Raw genomic sequence first — 20,024 nt, 5'->3', positions numbered from 1 at the left:
GGTTCCGCCGTAGTCGTCGTACGTCCCCCGGGGGCCGGGTCAGCGCCGCCTCGGCCCCGCTTCTGCCCCCCGGGGCGGGCCCCCGGGCGGCCCCCCCCCCCCGGCCGCCCGGATCTCGCCGGGGAGTTCGCCGCGCGGCGAGGCCCTAGTGGCCGGCGGGCCGGGCGAAGCGGATCACGAAGGCGAGCTGGTCGTCCTGGTGGCCGGTGACGCTGACCGAGGTGGTGCCGTCCTCGGCGGTGAAGACGTGGGCCTCGATCCAGCACGGGACGCCCCACTCGACGTACCGGGAGAAGTTCATCTCGGACGAGGACGGGGTGAACCGGCCCGAGGGGACGAGGAGGTTCGCGGCCTGCTGGGCCGCCTCGACCAGGACCATGGCCGGGATGTGGTCGTTGACCCGGTCGAAGAAGAGCTCGTTGGCGGGGTCGGCCCGCAGCTGCCAGCGGCCGGGCCGGTCGGCGGCGAGGACCACGTCGGCCCTGGAACGATGGACCGTCGGCGGTTCCACCGGTTCGGGCAGCGCGGCGGTCAGGCCCGGGGCGTCGGAGGTGAGCTTGTTCCCCCGTATACGCGCGTAGGCGGCGGGCGAGGTGAGGTTGAACCGGATGGAGCCCGAGCCGATCGCGCGATCCCCCGTCCGTATGGTCATGTCCATGCCCACATTGGACGGTATGGCTCCCCGTCGCCGCAGCTCGGTGACGTGCACGTCCAGGGTGACCCCCTCAGGGACCGTGGCCCGTGTCAGCAGTGCGGCGTCGAGCCGGTGGCACAGGTCCCACATCACGAAGTGGTGCCGCAGCGGGACCCCGAGTTCCGCGTGCGAGACCAGGAGCGTGGTCTGCCGGATCGACTCGAGGACCAGCGAGGCCGTGTACTGGCCGTCCGCCACGAAGAGCCGGTGAGCCGAGGGCCATCGTGTGGAAACCGTGAAGTGTGCGTCGTCATGACGTGTGAGCTGTGTGGGGATCACGTCGTCCAGACGTGCCCTGTGTACGAGCGTCCGGTCCACCGGCAGGGCCGGCGGGTCGAACGATTCTGCTGCTGTGATCTCCGGGAATGCGGCGTGCAGCCCGCTCTTGTGGGCGTCCCGGACAGTCGAAGCCATAGCACTCAAGGTCATTGCCTCTTCCTTCGTCGGTGAAGGTGCATGCCGAGTGGGGTATGGCCTATCCCCCCCCGCGGTCGGTAAGGTACAGGCATGCGGGTTTGTTTTTCAACGGTTGAGACGGCGAGCCCGCCCGAGCACGCAGAGGGAGCCGTCCCCCCCGGGCGGCTCGACATAGTGAGGAGGCCGCGTGGCGCGACAGGAGCGTGCAGTCAAGACGCGGAAAGCGATCATGGACGCGGCAGGACAGGTCTTCGCGGAGCATGGGTACGCGGGAGCCACGATCTTCGACGTCTACACCCGTTGCGGGGTGACGAAGGGAGCCTTCTACTTCCACTTCGGGTCCAAGGTGGAACTCGCCCAAGCCGTGCTGGATGAGCAGGTCAGCGGTCAGATGGGCTATCTGGAGGTGCCTCCTGCCGAGCGCACGGTCAAGCTCCAGGACGCGCTCGACCTGGGACTGCTCGTGGCGCACCGGCTGACCTTCGACCGGATGCTGCAGGGCAGCATCAGGCTGGCGGTCGACCAGGTGCACGAGATCGACCGCCGGGTGCCGTACCAGGCCTGGATCGACGCTCATGTGGCGATCCTGGCCGAGGCCCGGCAGCGCGGCGAACTGCTGCCCGACGTGGACATCGACGACTGCGCGCAGATGATCGTCGGCGCGTTCAGCGGGGTGCAGCTGATGTCGGAGGTGATGAGCGACCGCGCCGACCTGGAGGAACGGGCCGCAGTCCTCTACCGTCAGCTGGCCCGCTCGATCGCCACCCCGGAGACCTTCGCCCAGCTGGACATCGCGCCGGACCGCGGCAAGCGGTTGATGGCCAAGGTGGAACAGGTCGCGGAGGTGGCGGCCGCTGGGTGATGGCGACTGTCGTGCGCCGGGGCCGGGGGACCCGGAGCGCACGGCCGGTCAGCGGGTCGGCCGCAGGGCGAGGGCCCGCACAGCCGCCTGCGTGACCTGTGCCGCGGTACGGTCCCGGGTCGGTACGGTCGCCCTGGCGACCTCGCGGTACAACGGGGCGCGCCGGGCCGCCAGAGCACGCAGCCGGGCGGCGGGGGCGCCGGCGAGCAGCGGACGGCCCGTGACGCCCCCGCGGCGGCCCAGAATCTCGCGGACCCCGGCGTCGACATGGACGACCGGCCCGCCCGTCAGCAGCCCGCGCGTGACGGGGTCCAGGACGGCGCCGCCTCCCAGTGCGAGTACGCCCTCGTGCTCGGCGAGTGCGGTGCGTACGGCTGCCTTCTCCAGCTCGCGGAAGCGGGGTTCGCCGTACTCGGCGAAGATCTCCGCGATCGACTGTCCGGCGGCGCGCTCGATGTCCTCGTCGGTGTCGCGGAACCCGACCTCCACAAGCTCCGCCAGCAGCCGCCCGACCGTGGACTTGCCGGACCCCGGCAGACCGACGAGAACGGCGATCGGCTTCATGGCGGGCATGGTTCCTCCTCGTGCCGGGCGGCGGGGCAGTACTCGATCGTGCGTGCCGGCGAGTGCGCCGAGGAGCCCGACCTGACATGCCGGCCCCTGCGATCGCACTTTCCAATACCTCTTGAAAACCCGCATGCGGGTTTGTTTGTCTGGGGCAGGTTCCGGCCAGACGTCGGGGCCCGGGCTCACCGACCACGGAGAAGCCACATGATCAAGCTCGATGACATCCGCCGGCACGCGGCCGCCCGCCCGGACGCGATCGCCCTCGTCGACGGTGCGACGCGCCTGTCCTGGACGGCGTTCGCCGACGCGGTCGACCGGTTCGCGGCCGGGCTGGTGGCCCGGCTGCCCGAGACCCGCCCGGCCCGCGCGGTGTTCCTGTCCGGCCCCCGCTGGGAACTCGCGGTCGCCCTGGCGGCGTGCGCGACCCTGGGCATCCCCTGCACGGGGCTCGACCCGCGGCAGGAGCACGGCGGGCTCGAAGCCGTTCTCGGCATGCTCGACCCGTGCGCGGTGTTCGTCACCGCGGAGCACCGGCCGCCGACGACCGGGCACACCTGGCCGGAAAAGGCCGGGGCGCTCGAGATCCTGCTGGACGGGCCGGCCGCGGGCGAGGCCGCACCCCGCCCCGACGCACCCGTGTCCTTCCACCATCTGCTGGACACCGAGCCCTCGCGCCGGCTCCCCGGCCCCCTGCACCGGGAGACCCACCGCGTCGTGCCCGGCGCGCGGGGCCCCCGGATCGCGGTGCGGACGGCCGGCGCCGAGGGCCGTGGACTCGTCGATCTCGTCGATGAGTTCGGGTTCGATTCCGGGGACGTACACCTGGTGACCGCGCCGCTGTGGGAGCCGCTGTCGCTGCGGATGGCGCACACGCTGCTCGCGGTCGGTGCCACCGTGGTGCTGGACGCCACGCAGGATCCGGAGACCGTCGCCGCGCTCCTCGTCGGCGAAGGGGTCACCACCGCGGTGATCGCCCCGGGTGCGCTGGGACGGCTGCTGGCCCATCCCGCCTCCGGCGCGCTCGCGCACACCGCCCGGCTGCGGTGCGTGATCACGCCGGGCCGGCACCTGGGCCGCTGGGCGGTCAACGCCGCCTGGGAGCGGCTCGGCCCCGTACTGCACCTGGCCTACGGCACACCCGAGACCGGACTGAGCATGCTCCTCACCCCGGAGGAGGCGCAGGTCGCCCGGGCGCGCACCGGACGCGCCGTGCGCGGCACCACGCTCGCGGTGCTGGACGACAGCGGTGCCGCGCTGCCCACCGGACGCCCCGGCCGCGTCGCCGTCGCCGGACACCAGGTGATGGACGGCTACCTCGACGGCGAGGGCGCCTTCCGCACCCTCGACCTCGGCACGGGCGCGGGCGAGCAGCGCTTCTTCGTCACCGACGACCTGGGTGTCCTGGACGAGCGGGGCCGGCTCACGCTGACCGGCCGCCGCTCGGCCGTGAGCCGGCCCGTGCGCGACCGCGCCGTCGACGCCGCGCTGTTCCGGCTGGAGGCGGACCTGCTCAACCTGCCCTGCCTGCGCGACACCGCCGTGGTCCGGGTCGCCCTGCCCGCGCTCGGCGACGCCCTCGTCGTGCCGTTCATCGCCGTCGCCGTCGGGCGGGAGGCGACGGGATACCGGGCACTGCGCACCGCCTGCGCCCGTCGCCTGCCGTCGATCCCGGCCCATGTGATCGCCGTCGACCACATCCCCTACAGCCCCACCGGACGGATCCGTACGGCGGAGCTGCTGGACGCGGTCATGCCGATCATCACCCTCAACCTCCAGCTGGAGCAGACCGCGGAACAGGAGATCTCCGCATGACCCTCACCGGCATGAACGACATCGACGACCCGGGCGGGACGGAGATGACCGGCATCGACCTCGACTGCGGCCTCTACGCCGTCGAAGCCGAGCTGCTCGAACTGGCCTGTGTACGCGAATGCGCCCTCGTCCACACCGAGTTGCCCGAACTCGGCAGCGCGGTCGTCGTCGCGTTCGTACCGCTCGCCGTGGAGCAGGAGATCGCTGGGCGGCGGGCCGTACTCGCCGCCTGCCAGCGGAATCTGCCGGCCCTGTACGCCCATGCCGTGGCCGTCGACGAGGTGCCGCGCACGGCCGAAGGGGCCGTGCGCGAGGGGGAGTTGCTGGACGCCGTGCTGCCGCAGATCGCCCGGGACCTGATGTCTCCCGCCGCGATGTCCGACTGAACGACGGGTCGTAAATAAACAGGCAAGCTGGTATGTTATAGCTTCTCGGGGGAAGCAAGGCCGCAGAAAGGGGCCGTGTTGTGCAGTTGCAGCAGTTGCGGGCCTTCCGCGAGGTGGCGGCGGAGCTGAGTTTCACGCGCGCCGCCAGGAACCTCCACTACGCCCAGTCGACCGTGACCACACAGATCAAGAACCTCGAAGAGGCCGTCGGCACCGAGCTGTTCGACCGCAGCCGGCGTCAACTGGCCCTGACCGGGGCGGGGGAGGTTCTGCTGCCGCACGCCGAACGGATCATCGAGTTCGTCGAGGCGGCCCGACGCGAGGTCGCCCGGGCCGGCGTACAGCCGAAGCGTCCCCAGGGCCGCCTGGCCCGTCCGGCGCGTCCGACGGCGTCGCGCGTCCTGCTCTGAGTCTCGCGCCACGAGTACCTGTGACGGCCGGCCCCTTCGGGGGTCGGCCGTCACCTGCGTACGGGGAGCGGGCGAACGGCGTGAGAACCGGGGCGCGTTATTCCGCAAGAGTCCGTGCGCGGGACGGCAAGTGGGGAATCGGTCTCGTTCCTACAGTCGCTGACAGCGGATCACATCCGGTCGGTTTCGGACATCCGCGTTCTTCCCGCCCCACACCCGGAGAGGACCAACCATGGGCCAGGCCCCAGCAGCGGACCAGCCGACGGGTGCCGTCGACACCCCGAGCGACCTGCGCGCCGTCATGCGCCACTTCGCCACCGGGGTCTGCGTGGTCAGCACGCACCGACAGGAACAGGACGGCCGCCGGCACAGCGCGGTCACCGTCAACTCCCTCACCTCCGTGTCGCTCGAACCGCCGCTGGTCTCGCTCGGCTTCCGCAGCGACTCCGGCTTCCTCACCGACCTGATGGAGTCCCGGGTCTGGGGCATCTCCATCCTCGACGGCGAATCGGAGGAACTCGCCCGGCTCTTCGCCCGCCCGCGCGCCGAGCGCGACCGCCTGGTGCACACCCGGCCCGGCGAACTCGGCGTCCACACCGGCACGTTGCTCTTCGACGCCGCCGGCTGGATGGAGTGCCGCTACCGCGACCACATGGTGGCCGGCGACCACGTCATGGTGATCGGCGAGGTCGTCGGGCTCGGCGTGCGCCGCACCCGCTCCCCGCTCATCTTCCTGCAGGGCGGCTTCCACCGCTTCGAGCCCCCGCAGTCATGAGCGCCCTCCGCCCACCAGCCGTCCGTGTACCGATAACCGATAGGTGACTGACTCATGCCCTCAGGAATATCGATCGGCGTCGTCGGCGGCGGCGCAGCTGCCGTCTGCCTGATCGACACGCTGGCCCGCAGCGGGGGCGACCCGGGCACCCTCACCCTGTTCGAGCCCTCACCCCATCTGTGGCGCGGCCGGGCCTACCAGGTGGACACCGAGACGCTGCGGGTGAACGCGACCCCCGACGACATGTCGGTGCGCGCGGGCGACCTCGGCCACTTCGAGCGCTGGTTGCAGACCCGCGACCGCGTCACCGGCGTCTCCCAGGGCATCGACCGGCTCTCGGGGGCCCGCTTCGCACCCCGCCCGGTCTACGGCGACTACCTGGAGGAGTCCGCCTACGCCGCCCTCGGTGAACTGCGGCGCAGCGGTTGGCGCGTCGACATCATCGGCGAGGCCGTCACCTCCGCCGCCCGCCTGCCCAACCAGGTGCGGCTGAGCACCGGCCGGCAGTCCCAGACCTTCGACTACGTCGTGCTCTGCGTCGGCGGCGACAGCCCCAAGGACGTCTACGGGCTCGCCGGCACCCCCGGATTCGTCGGCGACCCCTACCCGCTCTCCGGCACCCTCGCCGACATCGGCGAGACGGAGCACGTCGCCGTCATCGGCAGCGGTCTGACCGCCATCGACATCGTGCTGTCGCTGGCCGCGCGCGGCCATCAGGGCCCGATCAGCCTGCTCTCGCGCCGCGGCGTGCTGCCCGGCGTACGGCAGCGGCCCGTCCGCTTCGAGCTGCGCCATCTGACGCCGGAGCGGATCGGCACCGCCGCCGCGGGGCGGCGCGAACTGGCCATCGAGGACGTCGCCGCGGTGCTGCGGGCCGAGTTCCGCGATGCCGGAGCCGATCTCGACGCCGTCGTCCAGGAGATCATCCGCGTCGATCTGGAGGACCCGGTCGACCGGCTGCGCCGCCAGATCGACGAGGTCGACTCACCGCAGCTGGGGCTGCGCATCCTGCAGCGCGCCGTGCCGGAGACCGGCCCCGACGTGTGGCCGCTGCTGCGCGAGGAGGACAAGATCCAGGTCCTGCGCGCCCACTACCGCACCATCATGAGCCTGTGCTGCCCGATGCCGCCGAGCAGCGCCGCGGTCCTGCTGGACCTGGTCGAGGCGGGGCAACTGGAGATGTTCTCCGGGCTGCTCGACATCACCCCCGCCCAGGAGGGCGGCTTCGAGGTCCTCGCGGCCGACGGCACGGAGCTGCGGGCCGACCGGGTGATCAGCGCGGTGAACGCGTCCGAGGGGCGCATTCCCACGAGCGCGTTGTCGCTGGTGACCTCGTTGATCCGGGCGCGGGCGGCCAGCCGGCATCCGCACGGCGGGCTTCAACTGGCCCGTGCGAGCAGTCGGTTGACCAGCAACGGGCGGCCGGATCCGCGGTTGTACGGGCTGGGCAACATCGCTGCGGGTGCGTTGTTCTTCACCTTCGGGATTCCGTCGCTGGTCGATCGGAGTCAGGACATCGTGGGGGCGATTCTCGAGCATGCGGCGACTGTGAACGCCGCGCTCGGTGAAAGTGCGCCCATTGCCGCGTGACATCGATACGGCCCCGCACCGCCGTGCGCCCCACCGGGGCGATCACCTTCCTGTCCCCGTCCCAGAAAAGGACCCGTCCGCATGAGTACGAGCATCACCGAGATCCGCCCCGCCCATCTCGCCGACACCGCCACCGGGCTGCCCATCCCCGGCGAGCCGCGGTTCGCCACGTACGAAGAGACCCGGCGGCACCGCAAGCAGCGGTTGGCCGCTGCCCTTCGGCTCTTCGGGAAGTACGGCTTCGGGGAAGGGATATCCGGTCACATATCCGTGCGTGATCCCGAGCATGAGGACCGGTTCTGGGTCAATCCGTTCGGTGTCTCCTTCAACCGGGTCCGCGTCGCCGATCTGATCTGCGTCGACTCCACCGGGCGCGTCGTCAGCGGGCACCACGCGGTCAACCCCAGCGCCTTCGTCATCCACTCGCAGATCCACGAACTGCACCCCGGCGCCACGGCCGCCGCCCACGCCCACACCCCCCACTCCCGGGCGCTCGGCGCACTCGGACGGCTGCTGGAGCCCATGGACCAGGAGTCCGCCGCGTTCTACGGCCGCCAGGTGCTCTACGGCGACTACGAGGGCCCCTCCGTCTCCCTCGACCAGGGGCGCGACATCGCGGAGAAGCTCGGCGACAACCGGGCCATCCTGCTGCGCCACCACGGCCTGATCACGGTGGGCGGTTCCCTGGACGAGGCCGTGCACTGGTTCTTCACCTACGACAGCTGCGCCCAGGTACAGCTGCTCGCCCAGGCCGCCGGCACCCCGCAGACCTTTACGCACGAACAGGCGATGGCCGCCCGGGAGGGCTTCGGCGACGAGCAACTGGGCTGGTTCAGCTTCCAGTTGCTGTGGGACGAGATCACCGCCGAACAGCCCGACCTGCTCCACGAGTAGCCCGCGACCCGGCCCGGCCGGCCCGTTCCCTCCGTACGAGATTGAGGCACCCGCATGCATGCTGAGCACACCGTGACGTCCCCGGACTCCTGGCGCCGGCTGCCGGCCGCCCAACAGCCCGACTGGCCCGACCCCGAAGCCCTGCGCGAGGTCGTCGCGGAGCTGTCCGCCTATCCGCCGCTGGTCTTCGCCGGGGAGTGCGACCAGCTGCGCGGCCGGCTGGCCGAGGTCGCCCGCGGCGAGGCCTTCGTCCTGCAGGGCGGCGACTGCGCGGAGACCTTCGGCGAGGTCACCGCCGAGAAGGTCCGCGACAAGATCAAGACCCTGCTGCAGATGGCCGCGGTCCTCACCTACGCCACCTCGGTGCCGGTGGTGAAGATCGGCCGCATCGCCGGCCAGTACGCCAAGCCCCGCTCCAGGCCGACCGAGGTGCAGGGCGGCGTCGAACTGCCCGTCTACCGGGGCGACTCGGTCAACGGACTGGAGTTCACGCCCGAGGCCCGCCGGCCCGACCCCGAGCGGCTGAAGCGGATGTACCACGCCTCCGCCGCCACGCTGAACCTGATCCGCGCCTTCATCACCGGTGGCTACGCCGATCTGCGTCAGGTCCACGAGTGGAACCGGGACTTCGTCGCCAGCTCACCGATCGGTGAGCGGTACGAGGACCTCGCCGGGGCCATCGACGACGCGCTGACCTTCCTCGCGGCCTGCGGCGCCGATCCCGGCGAGTTCCGCTCCGCGGAGTTCTACTCCAGCCACGAGGCGCTGCTGCTCGACTACGAGTCGGCGCTCACCCGCATCGACTCGCGCACCGCGCTGCCGTACGACGTGTCCGCGCACATGATCTGGATCGGCGAACGGACCCGCCAACTCGACGGCGCGCACATCGAGTTCGCCGCCAGGGTGCGCAACCCGATCGGGGTCAAACTCGGCCCCGGCGCCGATGCCGACGAGGCGCTGGCCCTCATCGACCGCCTCGACCCGACACGCGAGCCGGGACGGCTGACCTTCATCACCCGCATGGGCCGGGACAAGGTGCGCGACGTGCTGCCCCACCTCGTCGAGAAGGTCACCGCCTCCGGCGCCCAGGTCGTCTGGCTGTGCGACCCCATGCACGGCAACACCTTCGAGGCGCCCAGCGGGCACAAGACCCGCCGCTTCGACGACGTCCTGGACGAGGTCCGCGGCTTCTTCGAGGTGCACCGCGCCCTGGCCACCCACCCCGGCGGCATCCACATCGAGCTGACCGGCGAGGACGTCACCGAGTGCGTCGGCGGCGGCGACCACGTGGCCGTCGGCGACCTGCACCAGCGCTACCGCACGGCCTGCGACCCGCGCCTGAACCGCTACCAGTCCCTCGACCTGGCCTTCCAGGTCGCCGAGCTCCACCGCGAGCGCGGCACCCCCGTCCACCAGGACCGGCCCCGGATCGCCTCCGCGGCCTGAGAGCCCGTGAACACGGGCTCTGAGCCATCACGAACCGTACCGACCGAGGAGGGTGCCATGACGATGCGAGCAGTGCGCGGCGCGGTGCAGTTGGAGCGCGACGACCGGATTCATCTGCGCGACAGCGTGAAGAGCCTGTTCCAGCAGATGCTCGACGCGAACGGGCTCGTCCACGACGACCTGGTCAGTGTCATCTTCACCGCCACGCCCGATCTGCACAGCGACTTCCCCGCGGTCGCCGTGCGCGAACTGGGGCTCGCCGACGTGCCGTTGATGTGCGCGCAGGAACTCGACATCGAAGGGGCGCTGCCCCGCGTGGTCAGGATCCTCGCGCACGCCGACACCGAGCGGCCCAAGCCCGAGATCCGGCACGTGTACCTCGGCGGCGCCGCCGCGCTGCGCCGGGACCTGGCCGCGGCCGTACAGGACACGGCGTGATCCGCACCGCCGCGGTGGTGGGAACCGGCCTGATCGGCACCTCCATCGCGCTGGCCCTGACCCGGCACGGCGTGACCGTGTACCTGAGCGACGCCGACGAGTCCACGGCACGCACCGCCGCGGCGCTCGGCGCGGGCCTCGTCGGCACCCCGCCGGAGACCGCCGACATCGCGGTGCTGGCCGTGCCGCCGGGCCGGGTCGGCGCCGTGTTCGCCGAGCAGCAGGCGCGCCGGCTCGCCCACGCCTACACCGACGTGGCGAGCGTGAAGGGCGGGCCCGAGCGGGACGCCGCAGCGCACGGCACCGGCCCCGCAGCCTTCGTCGGCGGCCACCCCATGGCCGGGCGGGAACGGTCCGGACCGCTGGCCGCCTGTGCCACGCTGTTCGAGGAGCGGACCTGGGTGCTCAGCCCGTCCGCGCACACGGCGCGCGAAACGCTCAACAAGGCGCTGGAACTGGTCGCGCTGTGCGGTGCGATCCCCGTACTCATGGACAGCCGGGCGCACGACCGGGCGGTCGCGGCGGTCTCCCACGCCCCGCACGTGGTGGCCGCGCTGGTGGCGGCCCGGCTTCAGCACCTGTCCCCCGAGGCGGTACGGCTCGCGGGGCAGGGGGTGCGGGACGTGACCCGGATCGCCGACGGCGACGTACGGCTGTGGGGCGACATCCTGGAGGCCAACGCGACGGCGGTCGCCGATGTGCTGGCGGACCTCGCCGAGGACCTGGACGTCACGGTCGCCGCGCTGCGAGGTCTGGCCGCCGCCGACGCCGACGAACGGGCCCAGGGCACGACCCTGCTGGCCGACCTGCTCACCCGGGGGCTGGCCGGGCGCGGGGCGATCGCGGCCAAGCAGGGCGCCTTCGACCTCGGCTGTGTACCGGTACGGATCCTCATCGGCGACCAGCCGGGCGAGCTGGCACGGCTGCTGGGCGCCGCCTCCGAACTCGACGTCAACATCGAGGACATGTCCATCGACCACTCGCCGGGCAAGCCCAGCGGTCTGGTCGAGCTGATGGTCGCCCCCACCGCGGCCCCGGGCATGGCCCGGCGCCTGAAGGACTGCGGCTGGCGGGTGCAGCGGGTCGCGGCCGCGGCCCCGGCCCGTACCCCGCCCCGGCCCGCCACACCCCGCGACCGGACGGGCACGCGTACGGCCGCCTGACCCCCACGGGCCGCCTTGCCCCCTCCCGCACCCCGGACGTCACCGGAAAAACGGCTCCCACCGAAGGAAACTGCATTGTCTGCTTTGCGATGGCTCACCGCCGGCGAGTCGCACGGGCCGGCGCTGGTCGCCGTGCTCGAAGGGCTGCCGGCCGGTGTGCGGACCTCCACCGGACAGGTCGCCGACGCGCTCGCCCGCCGTCGGCTGGGGCACGGGCGAGGTGCCCGGATGAAGTTCGAACGTGACGAGGTGGACTTCCTCGGCGGTGTACGGCACGGCCGCACCCTCGGCAGCCCGGTCGCCGTCCGCGTGGGCAACAGCGAGTGGCCCAAGTGGGAGAGCGTGATGGCCGCCGACCCGGTGCCCGACGCCGTACTGGCCGGCCAGGCCCGCAACGCCCCCCTCACCCGCCCCCGCCCCGGCCACGCCGACCTGGCCGGCATGCAGAAGTACGGCTTCGACGACGCCCGGCCGGTGCTGGAGCGGGCCAGCGCCCGGGAGACCGCCGCCCGGGTCGCGCTGGGCAGCGTGGCCGAGGCCTTCCTGGCGCAGGCGTACGGGATCCGGCTGGTCAGCCATGTCGTGGCGCTCGGCGGGCAGCGCTGCGACGCGAGCGCGCTGCCCGGCCCCGAGGACACCGGGCGGCTCGACGCCGACCCCGTGCGCTGCTTCGACGCCGCCGCGTCGGCCGCCATGGTCGCCGAGGTCGACCGGGCGCAGCGCGCCGGGGACACCCTCGGCGGGATCGTCGAGGTCCTGGTCCACGGTCTTCCGCCGGGTCTCGGCTCGCATGTGCACTGGGACCGGCGGCTGGACGCCCGGCTGGCCGGCGCCCTCATGGGCATCCAGGCCATCAAGGGCGTCGAGTTCGGCGACGGCTTCGCGCTCGCCGCCACCCCGGGCTCCGCCGCGCACGACGAGATCGTCCCCACCGACGCGGGGGTACGCCGTACCAGCGGCCGCTCCGGCGGTGTCGAGGGCGGCATGTCGACGGGGGAGACGCTCAGGGTACGGGCCGCGATGAAGCCGATCGCGACCGTGCCGCGAGCCCTGGCCACCGTCGACCTGGCCACCGGCGAGGCCGCCGTGGCCCACCATCAGCGTTCCGACGTGTGCGCGGTACCGGCCGCCGCCGTGGTCGCGCAGGCCGTGACCGCCCTCGTGATCGCGGACGTCGCGCTGGAGAAGTTCGGCGGCGACAGCGTGCCGGAGACCGCCCGCAACCACCGCGCCTATCTCCACCACCTGACCATCGAATGAGGCCTGCCTTGTCCTTCCCGACCTATTCGTCCCCCACGTCCGCCACCCTGAGGTCGGCCGGCCCGGCACCGTACCCCGTCGTCATCGGCCGGGGGCTCACTGAGCAGGCCGGGCGCATGCTCGGCGAGCACGCGCTGCGCGTGGCGATCGTGCACCCGCCGAAACTGGCAGGCGCCGCCCACCGGATCGCCGGTGCTCTCGAACGCACCGGCCGCCAGGTGCTGCCGCTGGTCGTGCCGCCCGGTGAGGCGGCCAAGGACGCCGGCGTCCTCGTCTACCTGTGGTCGCAGCTCGGCGAGTCCGGCTTCACCGGCTCCGACGCCGTCGTCGCCCTCGGTGGCGGCGCCACGGCCGACCTGGCCGGCTTTCTCGCCGCCACCTGGCAGGGCGGTATCGGCCTGGTCCTGGCGCCCACCACCCCGGCGGGCATGATCCGCGCGGGTGTCGGCGGCCGGGCCGGCCTCAACGTCCCCCAGGGCAAGAACCTGGCGGGCGTGACCCACCCGCCCCTCGGCGCGCTGTGCGACCTGGACCTCCTGACCGGGCTGCCACCCGCCGACCACACCAGTTCGCTGGCCGAGGCCGTCAAGGCGGGCCTGATCGGCGACCCCACCCTCCTCGACCTGATCGAGTCCGACCCGGGGGCTGTGACGGACCCGTCGGGCGAGCGGACCGGGGAGTTGATCGAGAGGGCGCTGCGGGCACAGGTCGCGGTGGCCTCCGGGGAACTGCCGGGCGCAGGCGCGTCGGCCGGGGACACGCGCGTGTTCCTCGACTACGGCCACACGCTCGCCCACGCCGTCGAGTACACCGAGCGCTACCGGGTCCGGCACGGTCACGCCGTCTCCGTCGGCATGGTGTTCGCCGCCGAACTCGCCCGCGAGGCAGGGCGGTTGGACGCCACCGAGGTGCAGCGGCACCGGTCCGTGCTGGCGGCCCTGGGGCTGCCGACCTCCCATCCGCGGCACGCCTGGGAGCGCCTGCGAGCCGCGTTCGCCGCCGACGGCCGGACCCGGGGCACCCGCCTGCGATTCGTCGTCCTGGACGCCCCGGGCCGCCCCGCCCTGATCGAGGACCCCGACCCCGGGCTTCTGGAAGCGGCGTACTCCCGGGTGTCCGGATGACCGTCCCGACGGCCGCGCACGCCCCACCCCGGTGGGGCGCCCGGCCCGCCGGCACCACCGACCCCGACCCCGTCGCCGACCTGGCCCGTGACGTACTGCGCCCGCTCGCCCGTCGCGACCAGCGCCGCAGCGCGGAGCTGTACATTCGCGGGCTGCTGGAGGCGACGGGACGCAAGACCATCCGGAACATCGCCTCGCACACCGGGCATCCGGCCGACGCCCAGCGGCTGCATCACCTCGTCAGCGAGTCGACCTGGGACTGGCGACCCGTACGGGCCGCGCTCGCCGGGCACCTGGGCCGGCTGCTGCCGCCCCGGGCCTGGGTCGTGCACACCGCGACCATGCCCCGCACCGGGCGCGGCGGCGTGGGCGTCGACTACTTCGCCGATCCGCGCACGGCGCGGTCCGCCAACGCACAGCGGGCCTTCGGACTGTGGGCCGCCTCGGCGGCGGGCGGCTGTCCGGTCGACTGGCACCTCCAGCTCACCCGCCGTTGGCTGGACGACCGGCAGCTGCGCGAACAGGCCGGCATCCCCGCCGACGCGATTGCCCTGGACGGGGTGTCGGCCGGGATCGGGATGCTCCTGGACACCGCCCGCACGGCGGGGGCACCGCGCCCCCCGGTCCTCCTGGACGCCCGGAACGCCCCTGCGGGCCGGGCCGCCGCCCTGCTCGGTGCCCAAGGCTTCCCCCATCTGCTGCGCATCAGCGCCTCCCAGCTGCTCATCCCGCTCGGCGCCGACGGCCGCGCCGCGGGCCCCGAGGCCACCGCCCGCGAGCTGGTCGACGGCCTGCCGCGCGGCCGTCTCAGCCGGGTGCCCGCGCCCCGGCCCGGGGCCGGCCGGCGTGAGGTCGCGCGGCTGCCGTGCCGGGCGGCCGACGCCCCGGGGCCGCGGCGCAGTCAGCTCCTGCTGGCGCAGCGCGACCCGCGAAGCCCCCTGGACACCGCCTACTGGCTCACCGACCTGACCGCCCTGGAGACCGCCGCCCTGGTGCGGCTGGCCGCCGTCCCGGCGCAGCTCGCGCAGGACGTGACCGGTGTCGGCCGCCGGGTCGGCCTGTACGACTTCGAGGGCCGCTCCTACTCCGGCTGGCACCGCCACATCACGCTCGCCTCGGCTGCTCACGCCGCCGCCCTTCTGCGGCGCCTATCGAACTCTCCGATATGACTGCGATACCGGCATGCAGGTATGTTTTCTTGGGAGGGTGAAGAGCAGGACGCACGGATGGAGGTCGACGCGGTGTCACTTCTCGACGCAGTGGAGCCGGTCCGCGCCGCGGCCGCGCCCGCTCCCCTCGGCCGCGGCGGAGTGCAGATCGTCCGGGAGCACGACGAATCGCTCGACGGCACCACCAGGACCCACCAGTTCGGGGGGGTGCGGGTCGCTCTGGTCAAGGGCGACGGTCCCACGGAACTGATCCGGCCGAACCGGCAGATCGACACCGCGACGGCGGGCTGCCTGCGCGTCGTGCGGCCGATGACCGGCGAGGTCTGGGTCTTCCAGGACGGCCGGCACGGCATCGTACGCGCCCCGCAGCTGATCTGCTTCGACAGCACCCGCCCCTACAAGGTGCTCATGCCGGAGAACTTCCGGCTGGTCGACGTCCTGGTGCGGCACCGTCTGGTGGGTCTGACCGCCCCCGACGCCGAGCCCCTGACGGCCCGGCCGTGGTCCGGCACCGAGGGGCTGGCCGCCCTGCTGTCCTCCCTGCTGGAGGGGCTCGGCCGGCACGGCAGCCAGGTCGAGACCGCGGTCGACCTGCTCGGCGGCAGCGTCGTCGGACTGACCGCGGCACTCTTCGCGGAGCGCATGCGCGAGGTCGCCGAGGACCCGCAGATCGCCCGGCAGACACTGATGCTGCACATCCAGGCCCACGTCCGCGAGCGGCTGGCCGAGCCCGGCCTCAGCCCGGCGTCGATCGCCCGCGAGCACAACGTCTCCCTGCGCTACCTGCAGAAGATCTTCCAGGAGCACGGCATCAGCCCCGCCCGCTGGATCCGCGACGAACGCCTGGCCCGCTGCCGCACCGAACTGGCCGACCCCGCCCTGAACCATCTGCCCGTGGCACTGATAGGCGAGCGCGCCGGACTGTACGGCGCCTCCCACTTCAGCCGCCAGTTCCGCGACCGCTACGGCATCACCCCGACCGAGTACCGCCGGGAGCACGCCTCATGAGCGGCACCGGCGCGTCTGTGCTGGACGGCGGGCCCGGCCCGCGTCCGGAGTGCGGCACGCTCGGCAACGCGCTGATCCGGGCCGCCCTCACCCCCGCCGCGCAGGGCCTGTGCTTCGTCGGGGCCGACGGCGCCGAGACGTGCTGGGGATACCCGCGACTGCTGGACGAAGCCGCCCGGACGCTCGCCGGGATGCGTGCGGCCGGGGTGCGCCCGGGCGAGCGGGTCGTCCTGCACATCGCGGACGAACCCGAACTGCTCGCCGTCTTCTGGGCCTGCGTGCTGGGCGGATTCGTACCGCTGCTCGTCGGCACCGGCACCACCCCGGCCGCCCGCGCCGCCGCCCCCGGCCTGCTGGAAGGGGTCTGGCAGCGCTACGGCCGTCCCCGCGTCGTCACCGGGCGGCAGCAGCCCGTCCTCGCGACCACCCGGGCCCACCCGAACTGGGCCCGGGCCTGGCTCGGCCACCCCCACCAGCTGCGCGCCGACGCCCCCGACCACCACCGGCACCCGGCCCGCCCCGACGACCTCGCGGCCCTGCTGCTCACCTCCGGCTCCACCGGCGTGCCCAAGGCGGTGATGCTCAGCCACCGCAACATCCTCGCCCGCAGCGCCGCCACCGCCCGCGCCAACGGGCTCAGCAGCGCGACCCGCACCGTCAACTGGATGCCGCTGGACCACGCCGGCGGGCTGCTGCTGTTCCACGTACGCGACGTCTACCTCGGCGCCTACCAGGTACACGCCCGCCCGGACTGGGTCCTCGCCGACCCGCTGCGCTGGCTCGCCCTCGCCGAACGGCACCGCGCCTGCACCACCTGGGCGCCCAACTTCGCCTTCTCCCTCGTCAACGACCAGGCGCACCGGCTGGCCGACCAGGACTGGGACCTGAGCCGGCTGCGCTACATCATGAACGGCGGGGAGGCGGTGCGCGCCTCGGTGGTGCGGCGCTTCATGGCGCTGCTCGCCCCGTTCGGGCTGCCCGGCGACGCGATGTTCCCCGGCTGGGGCATGTCCGAGACGGCCGCCGGTGTCGTCGACTGCCGGCTCTCGGACCTCCCCGCCGAGGACGGGCGCTACGTCCCCGCCGGGCGCCCCCAGCCCGGCACCGCCGTGCGCTGCGTCGACGACCGCGGCGCCCTCGTACCCACCGGCACCGTCGGACACCTCCAGGTCAGCGGCGCCTCGGTCACCCGCGGCTACCTCGACGACGGCGAGCACACCCGCCGGTCCTTCACCGCCGACGGCTGGTTCCGCACCGGAGACCTGGCCTATGTGGAGGACGGGGTGCTCACCGTCACCGGCCGCGCGGACGACCTCGTCGAGTGTGACGGGGTGCGCTGCCACAGCCACGAGATCGAGGCCGCGGTGGAGGAACTGGACTTCGTCACCCCGTCGCACACCGTGGCCTGCCCGGTCACGGGCGGCGCCGGCGAGGAACTCGCTGTCTTCTACCACCCGCGCCCCGGCACCACACCGCACGACGCGGCGACCGCCGTCCGCACCCGGGTCGCCGACCGCCTCGGTCTTCACGTCGCGCGCGTCGTCGCAGTGGACCCGGGGGACATCCCGAGGACGGGTATCGGAAAGCTCCGCAGATCCCGGATGCGGCAGTGGTACGAAACGCGAGACCGTATCGACCGGCACGCCACGGACGTCCTGCGCGAGGGACGCGCAGCGCGATCGGAGAAGGGAGAAGACGCCATGAGCGACACCGCAGGGGCCGCCTCCGAGGGCGGTGCGCTGCGGATCGGGGTGCTCGGCCCCCTGGAGATCCGCGCGCAGGGAGAGGACCGCACCCCCACCGCACCGATGGCCCGGCGTGCGCTGGCCGTACTGCTGCTGAACGCCAACCGGCTGGTGTCGACCTCGGCCCTGATAGAGGAGCTGTGGGAGTCCGAGCCGCCGCGCCTGGCCCGCAAGACCGTACAGACGTACGTCTACCAGATGCGCAAGGCGCTGCGCTGCCCGGTCGAAGCCCGCGAGCGGCTGCAGACCGGACCCAACGGCTACCGGATCGACCTCCGGCCGGGCGAACTCGACCTGTGGGAGTTCGAACACCAGGTCGTCCGCGCCCGCAGCGCGCTCGGCGAGGGCGATCCGCGGACCGCTGCGGCCGTGCTGCGCGAGGCGCTCGCGCTGTGGCGGGGCGAACCCTTCGCCGGGCTGGAGACCGGACCGCTGCTCGCCGCGCAGATCGCGCAGATTGCCGACTCCCGGCTCGGCGCGCTGGAGCTGCGCGTCACCGCGGACCTGCAACTCGGCCGCCACCGCGGCCTGGTGGGGGAGCTGCAGCAGATCACCGCCGACCATCCGCTCAACGAGGAGTTCGCCGCGCAGCTGATGCTCGCCGCGCACCGGTCGGGGCAGCGCGCCACGGCCCTGGAGGCGTTCGCGCGGCTGCGCCGCCGGCTCGTCGACGAACTGGGCATCGAGCCCTCCGAGCGGCTGCAGAAGCTGCAACAGGACGTGCTGAGCGAGGCGTTGCCCCAGCCGGTGCCGGAGGCCGCACCCGTACCCGTCCCCCTGCCCGTTGCGGCTCCCGTCGCGCCTCCCGTGCCCGGCGCCAGTGGCCGACTGCCCCTGGACGCCCCGGACTTCACGGGCCGCGGCGTCGAACTGGCCGAGCTGACCGCGCTCACCGAGGAGGAGGCGGACGGGCAGGGCCCGAGAACCGTCGTGGTGCTGGGGCCGGCCGGGGTGGGCAAGACCGCGCTCGCCGTGCACACGGCGCACCGGATCACCCGCCGGTTCCCGGACGGGGTGCTGCACGCCCGGCTGCACGACGACGAGGACCGCCCCCGGCCCTCGGCCGCCGTACTGCGCGGGCTGCTGCGGGACTGCGGCGAGGACCCGGCCCTGCTGCCCGAGGACACCGGGGAACTGGCCGGTCTCTTCCGGTCGTTCAGCGCCGGACGGTCGCTGCTGGTGCTGCTGGACGACGCCGCGAGCACCGACCAGGTGCTGCCGCTGCTGCCGGCCGACGGCGCGAGCCTCGCGCTGGTGACCTCCCGGGTCCGGCTGCCCGGCCTGCCCGGCGCCCGCCCCCTGTCGCTGGGCCCGCTGTCCGCCCGGGACGCGGCGGACTTCTTCGCGCGGGTCGCCGGAGCCGAGCGCAGCGCCGCCGAACCGGGTGTGCTGGCCGAGGTGACGCGGCTGATGGGCAACTTCCCGCTGACCCTGCGGGCGGTGGGCGAGAAGTTCGCGGCCCGCCCGATGTGGACGCTGCCCGACCTGGCAAGCGCCCTGGTGGACGACGGTCAGCTGGCGGCGGAACTGCACGACGAGGCCTGCGACGTGCTGGCGCGGGCCGCCGGTGCCGTCGCCCGGCTGCCCGGTTCGCTGCGCCGGGCGCTGGCGCTGCTGGCGGCGACCGGGAAGGCGCCCTTCGACATCCCCCGGGCCCGGCGGCTGCTCGGCGGCGACGCCTGGTTCGCCCAGTCCCTGGTGGGTCAGCTGCTCGACCATCATGTGGTGGTGCCGGTCCAACAGGGCGACCCGGCCGTCCTCGCGTTCCGGGTGCCCGACCTGATACGGCTGGCGCTGCCCTCCCCGGACGACGCGAAACTCCACGTCCTGCCCGGCGCCGACCGCGACCTGGGCGCGCGCTCCGTCTCGGGGGTGCTGACCTCGGCGGGTTGAGCCCGAGCGCCCGGTGGTGGTGGAGCCCGGGTCGACGCCCTGTCCGACCGGGGCGTTGACCCGGGCTCCACCACGCCTGGACCGGCCGGGCCGACCCTCTGGGTGGCGGTCCGACCGGGTCCGCCCGAACGGCATGGCTCCGGCTGAGGAGGCGGCATGCGGCACGAGGAGTACGGGAAGGTACCGGCCCGCTGGCTGATGGTGCCCGCGGGCGTGGAGATCGACCTCGAACCGCCGTGCGGGGCCGCACGGCCCGTGCGGCCGACACGGTTTCGCCCGGGTGAGGAGCGCGAGCAGCACGTCCACGTCTGCGGCCGTTGCGGCGCACATCAGCCGGAGAAGGCCGCTTGACGGCATCCTCCGGCTGATGA

18 protein-coding genes are annotated in these 20,024 nt (G+C 73.4%); 16 read left to right on the top strand and 2 right to left on the bottom strand.

Features of this window, described 5'->3' with window-relative positions:
- Positions 1-145: 145 nt before the first annotated feature.
- Entirely contained in the window at positions 146-1,108 is a 963-nt protein-coding gene (locus ABT254_RS40355) for a ScbA/BarX family gamma-butyrolactone biosynthesis protein (protein ID WP_351482080.1), read from the bottom strand.
- Positions 1,109-1,298: 190 nt separating this feature from the next.
- On the opposite strand from ABT254_RS40355, the gene ABT254_RS40350 reads away from it, so the two are divergent.
- Positions 1,299-1,973 carry a ScbR family autoregulator-binding transcription factor gene (locus ABT254_RS40350; RefSeq protein WP_351482077.1) on the top strand — a complete coding sequence of 225 codons (675 nt, stop codon included), beginning with the start codon at positions 1,299-1,301 and terminating at the stop codon, positions 1,971-1,973.
- Between the two features lie 48 nt (positions 1,974-2,021).
- Here the strand turns inward: ABT254_RS40350 and ABT254_RS40345 are convergent, their stop codons facing one another.
- On the bottom strand, positions 2,022-2,546 hold the full coding sequence (locus ABT254_RS40345; protein ID WP_351482075.1) for a shikimate kinase: 525 nt from the start codon (positions 2,544-2,546) through the stop codon (positions 2,022-2,024).
- Between the two features lie 198 nt (positions 2,547-2,744).
- On the opposite strand from ABT254_RS40345, the gene ABT254_RS40340 reads away from it, so the two are divergent.
- The 15 genes from ABT254_RS40340 (at position 2,745) to ABT254_RS40270 (ending at position 20,004) form a co-directional block, all read left to right on the top strand.
- On the top strand, positions 2,745-4,352 hold the full coding sequence (locus ABT254_RS40340; protein WP_351482072.1) for a class I adenylate-forming enzyme family protein: 1,608 nt from the start codon (positions 2,745-2,747) through the stop codon (positions 4,350-4,352).
- Positions 4,349-4,738 carry an acyl-CoA synthetase family protein gene (locus ABT254_RS40335; protein WP_351482069.1) on the top strand — a complete coding sequence of 130 codons (390 nt, stop codon included), beginning with the start codon at positions 4,349-4,351 and terminating at the stop codon, positions 4,736-4,738. The genes ABT254_RS40340 and ABT254_RS40335 overlap by 4 nt, the downstream gene beginning before the upstream one ends.
- 80 nt (positions 4,739-4,818) lie before the next feature.
- Positions 4,819-5,148 carry a LysR family transcriptional regulator gene (locus tag ABT254_RS40330; RefSeq protein ID WP_351482066.1) on the top strand — a complete coding sequence of 110 codons (330 nt, stop codon included), beginning with the start codon at positions 4,819-4,821 and terminating at the stop codon, positions 5,146-5,148.
- 232 nt (positions 5,149-5,380) lie between these two features.
- On the top strand, positions 5,381-5,923 hold the full coding sequence (locus ABT254_RS40325; RefSeq protein ID WP_351482063.1) for a flavin reductase family protein: 543 nt from the start codon (positions 5,381-5,383) through the stop codon (positions 5,921-5,923).
- A 54-nt stretch (positions 5,924-5,977) separates the two neighbouring features.
- A complete protein-coding gene (locus tag ABT254_RS40320; protein ID WP_351482060.1) occupies positions 5,978-7,513 on the top strand; it encodes an FAD/NAD(P)-binding protein in 1,536 nt (511 codons plus the stop codon).
- An 81-nt stretch (positions 7,514-7,594) separates the two neighbouring features.
- Positions 7,595-8,407: a class II aldolase/adducin family protein gene (locus ABT254_RS40315; protein ID WP_351482058.1), complete on the top strand. Its 813-nt coding sequence runs from the start codon at positions 7,595-7,597 to the stop codon at positions 8,405-8,407.
- Positions 8,408-8,461: 54 nt separating this feature from the next.
- Complete coding sequence (locus ABT254_RS40310) at positions 8,462-9,853, top strand: class II 3-deoxy-7-phosphoheptulonate synthase (protein WP_351482055.1); 1,392 nt, start codon at positions 8,462-8,464, stop codon at positions 9,851-9,853.
- 57 nt (positions 9,854-9,910) lie between these two features.
- Positions 9,911-10,291: a chorismate mutase gene (aroH, locus tag ABT254_RS40305; protein WP_351482053.1), complete on the top strand. Its 381-nt coding sequence runs from the start codon at positions 9,911-9,913 to the stop codon at positions 10,289-10,291.
- A complete protein-coding gene (locus ABT254_RS40300; RefSeq protein WP_351482089.1) occupies positions 10,291-11,454 on the top strand; it encodes a prephenate dehydrogenase in 1,164 nt (387 codons plus the stop codon). Before aroH ends, ABT254_RS40300 begins: the two co-directional genes overlap by 1 nt.
- A 75-nt stretch (positions 11,455-11,529) precedes the next feature.
- The gene (gene aroC, locus ABT254_RS40295) at positions 11,530-12,714 is read left to right on the top strand and encodes a chorismate synthase (RefSeq protein ID WP_351482051.1); all 1,185 of its coding nucleotides are present in this window, start codon (positions 11,530-11,532) and stop codon (positions 12,712-12,714) included.
- Between the two features lie 8 nt (positions 12,715-12,722).
- The gene (locus ABT254_RS40290) at positions 12,723-13,838 is read left to right on the top strand and encodes a 3-dehydroquinate synthase family protein (RefSeq protein WP_351482048.1); all 1,116 of its coding nucleotides are present in this window, start codon (positions 12,723-12,725) and stop codon (positions 13,836-13,838) included.
- Positions 13,835-15,007, top strand: a complete 1,173-nt coding sequence (locus tag ABT254_RS40285) for an IS701 family transposase (protein ID WP_351482046.1) — start codon at positions 13,835-13,837, stop codon at positions 15,005-15,007. The genes ABT254_RS40290 and ABT254_RS40285 overlap by 4 nt, the downstream gene beginning before the upstream one ends.
- Before the next feature lie 57 nt (positions 15,008-15,064).
- Entirely contained in the window at positions 15,065-16,015 is a 951-nt protein-coding gene (locus tag ABT254_RS40280; RefSeq protein ID WP_351482043.1) for a helix-turn-helix domain-containing protein, read from the top strand.
- Positions 16,012-19,653 (top strand): AMP-binding protein, encoded by a 3,642-nt coding sequence (locus ABT254_RS40275; protein WP_351482040.1) that lies wholly within the window; start codon positions 16,012-16,014, stop codon positions 19,651-19,653. Before ABT254_RS40280 ends, ABT254_RS40275 begins: the two co-directional genes overlap by 4 nt.
- A 156-nt stretch (positions 19,654-19,809) precedes the next feature.
- Positions 19,810-20,004, top strand: coding sequence for a hypothetical protein (locus ABT254_RS40270; protein ID WP_351482037.1), 195 nt, complete (start codon positions 19,810-19,812; stop codon positions 20,002-20,004).
- The last annotated feature ends 20 nt before the right edge of the window (positions 20,005-20,024 follow it).

This window comes from Streptomyces sp. NPDC001137 (assembly GCF_040298885.1).
Lineage (GTDB): Bacteria > Actinomycetota > Actinomycetes > Streptomycetales > Streptomycetaceae > Streptomyces.
This window is presented reverse-complemented; position numbering and strand designations above follow the sequence as displayed.